Origin of the sequence: Roseateles sp., from assembly GCF_044373315.1 — a bacterium.
Taxonomy (GTDB): Bacteria; Pseudomonadota; Gammaproteobacteria; order Burkholderiales; family Burkholderiaceae_C; genus JACDQM01.
Map to the genome: position 1 here is coordinate 1 of NZ_JBILQK010000195.1, position 3,247 is coordinate 3,247.

The window sequence follows — 3,247 nt, forward strand, 5'->3', positions numbered from 1 at the left end:
CGATGAACCAGTTTGCGATCCTCTACGAAGACCGGTTCACGAAACCGAGCCCGTAAGATCTGCAACCAGCTTCACGATACCGGTGAAGGTTCAATGAGCCTCACACACGGAAATTCGGACAGGCCCCACGCTCCAGCGCCGCCCTCATCCTCTCCACCCGCTTCTGGTCAGCTTCTCGATGTTGTGCACCAGGCAGAACAGCTGCCAGTGCGTGTTGACCTTGGCCTGGCCCCTGAGCGTGATCGGCAGCGAGGCGGGGACGTCCCCTTGGAATCGCTGTCCGCCCCGGCGCCGCCGCATGGCGGCCGTTGGTGAACTTCCGCTCTCAGCCTGGAGCGCACTCCGAGTGCCGCTCAACACCTGCTCGCCAGCTTGCACATTCCCATTCACCCGACGATCTTCTAGGCACAGGCGCTGAGCTGCATGTCCCTCCGCATGAATCGTCAGAGCATGGCCGCTCTTCTGCCCCCCTCATGGCCCTCTTTGGTGGGTATCGCCCCTCTGTCGGATAGCAAACACCCTGCATAGCGATCAAAGTCTGCGCACCAAGGAGACTGCTATGCACGCCAACATTCCTACCCCGGCGCCCAATGCTGGAACCGCAGCGGGCCTGATTTCGCGAGCCTTGGCTAGCTTGGTGCGCTCTCTGCCCCGACCTTGGCCTGCAGACCGTCTGCCCGTACCCGAGGTGATGGAATCCACCTGGGCAGACTGGATCGCCGCCGAGGCCCAGTTCACGGCGAACTGATGATCTGCGCACAACTCGGCAAGCTCCTGGTCTCTCCAGGCTCTTCAGCTGACCCCGCACTCATATGAATACTGTATAAATACACAGCATGTGGGTGGATGTTGTCGAATTGTGCAGGTTGGGTGTGCGCCGACCCCGGGAGGAGGTGCGTGCTGCCACGCCCCTGCGGGCCGAGTTGGATCTGGATCGCTTGTGGACCTGGTCAACGGTCGATCGGGAGCGTGCCCAGGTGCACGCTCACCTGATGCCGATGGTGTTTGAGCCGCTCTACAAGGCGCGCGTGGTCCTCATGCGCCGCCATCACATTCTGATCTGTGGTCAGCAGCGTGCCGTGGCCCCAGGTCCCAGGGCCAAGGAAGAGCTTTACGACCAGATGTGGTGGTGCCGCGTGGTCAGAACAGTCCTGGCTGCTCAGACGTCTTGCGCTGAACCTCTTGCTCAGCCAGCACCTGATCCGTCCGCTGCGCATCTGTCGGGTCGAAAAACTCAGGGGGCGGTAGAACGCTGAGCACCTGCCGGGCCTGCGATTCTGAGCCAAGCAACCATGACTCCCACAGCGCCGGCTCGACATGCACGACTGCGCGCTTGTCTTCAGCCTCCCCCGGTTTGAGCGTGGGGTCCGGCTTGTGCAGGCGATTCAGCAGCGGATGCTCATTGCAGTTCCGGGTCAGCATGGTGAAGTTGGGGACAAGCTCACCCGTCCCTGGATCGGTCCACTCCGACCAAAGGCCGGCCAGCATCCACGGCAGGCCGTCTGCGCGGCGCAACTGCCACCAGATATTGCGACCCGACTCCCAGTTCGGCTCTTGGTACCAAGTCGCAGGGATCAGACAGCGCTGCCCCGCCTTCCACGCCCCTGAAAACGTCGGCAGCCGATGCACCGACTCAAGCCGCGCATTGTTGGTGCTCTTGGGCTGTGGCTTGCGCGGCTTGGCGCCTGGCACGACCCTGGGCTCGATCAACTCAATGCGTGCAGAGGCGCCTGGCCGGATCAATCCCCATTGGCCAACTTGACCAAGCAAGGCCCCGTCTGCCGGTCGCAAGAACAAGCCTGGCTGAAAGGGGCCGACCGTGCCAAGCACGTAATCCGGCAGGCGCGCCGACTTGCCGATGTAGCGTTCCGCTTCGCCCTTGGCGCTGACGTTGTACAGGTTGCACATGCGCCAACTGTATGCCGGCAGCAGGCGCAACGGCGCCTCGATACACTGCGCGCCCGGACCTGCACCGTGCCGCAACGAACACGAAGCTACCCATGGTCCTTCATGACCGCCTCTCCATGCGCCTCCACTTGCGACACATTCCCCTCCTGCTGACAGCGCTGTGGGGCAGCCTGACGGCGAACCCTGCCAACGCCTGGGGTTACGAAGTCCATCGAATGATCGCTGCATTGGCTGAGCAGCAACTCAGCCTCGCGGCGAAGGCGCATGTGCAGCGACTGCTGGCACTGGAGCCAGGTGCCACGCTGTCCTCCATCGCCACTTGGGCCGACGAGATCCGCGACCGCAAGACTGGCGCCTGGCACTACGTCAACTTTGACAACGCCGACTGCGCCTACGACGCACAGCGCTACTGTGCCGATGGGAACTGCGTGATCGAAGCCATCAAAGCGCAAGTCAATATCCTGCGCTCAGAGGCGCCAGGGCAGGATCGGCTCAAAGCGCTGAAGTTCGTGGTCCATCTGGTGGCCGACGTGCATCAGCCTTTGCATGCCGGCTTCGGCGAAGACAAGGGCGGCAACCTGTTTCAGGTCCAAGCCTTCGGCAAAGGGGGCAATCTGCATTCGCTTTGGGACACGGCGCTGATCGTGAATCGCCCTGGCGGTTCCTCCAGTGTGCGAGAGGAGATCGCCACATCGGTGCGTAGCCAGGCCGAACCGATCGAGCCGGCACCTCTCGCCTGGGCGCAAGAGTCTTGCAGGGTGGTGGCTCAGCCGGACTTCTATCCCGATTCGCGCGTGGTCGGGGAGGCGTACCAAGTCGCGCACGACGCAACCCTTAAGGCCCGCCTGAGCGCTGCTGCCAAACGACTGGCGGGGACACTGAATGGTGCGCTGCGTTAGTGCGCTCCGGCTTGGTTGCTGGCGCCGAAGCGCAGCAAGGCCAAGAAGGTAGTCAGGAAGATGTATTCAACGATCCGAGAAAGTCGGAAAGCCTTCTGAATCGGATGATGGGCCAGGACTTCAGCGCAGCCAGCCTACAGCCGCTTAAGTCACCCGACAGCACACAGCGGATGCTGCCTGTCGCTGGCATCTCAGCCGGTGACGGCTAACGACCAGGAACAGTCATTTGCGAACGACAGCTCTCAGGCTGCCGACCAAATCAGCGGCCTCCCGCCGCTAACATGCGCGGTTATTCGACTCGAATACATCCCCGATGGCCAGTGCAAACTCCCCCACCTGTGGCCACCCCAAACTGGACCAGGCAAGGACGACCGGATTATGAAGGCTCGGTGTTGAGGGCCAGGCGGTTTGACCTTGCCCGCGAATTCCGTATCTCTTAG

The 3,247-nt window shown here is 62.3% G+C and carries 2 protein-coding genes; one reads left to right on the forward strand and one right to left on the reverse strand.

Features of this window, described 5'->3' with window-relative positions; genetic code table 11:
• Positions 1–1,140 precede the first annotated feature (1,140 nt).
• Entirely contained in the window at positions 1,141–1,908 is a 768-nt protein-coding gene (locus ACIQ67_RS20260) for an SOS response-associated peptidase family protein (RefSeq protein ID WP_397536179.1), read from the reverse strand.
• An 11-nt stretch (positions 1,909–1,919) separates the two neighbouring features.
• Between ACIQ67_RS20260 and ACIQ67_RS20265 the strand changes: the two genes are divergently transcribed.
• A complete protein-coding gene (locus ACIQ67_RS20265) occupies positions 1,920–2,807 on the forward strand; it encodes a S1/P1 nuclease (RefSeq protein WP_397536180.1) in 888 nt (295 codons plus the stop codon).
• Positions 2,808–3,247: the final 440 nt, after the last annotated feature.

What these genes read in the sequence shown, in the direction of transcription:
- ACIQ67_RS20265 (WP_397536180.1), top strand. Translation starts at nt 1,920, where the DNA reads ATGCCGGCAGCAGGCGCAACGGCGCCTCGATACACTGCGCGCCCGGAC.
- ACIQ67_RS20260 (WP_397536179.1), bottom strand. Translation starts at nt 1,908, where the DNA reads ATGTGCAACCTGTACAACGTCAGCGCCAAGGGCGAAGCGGAACGCTAC.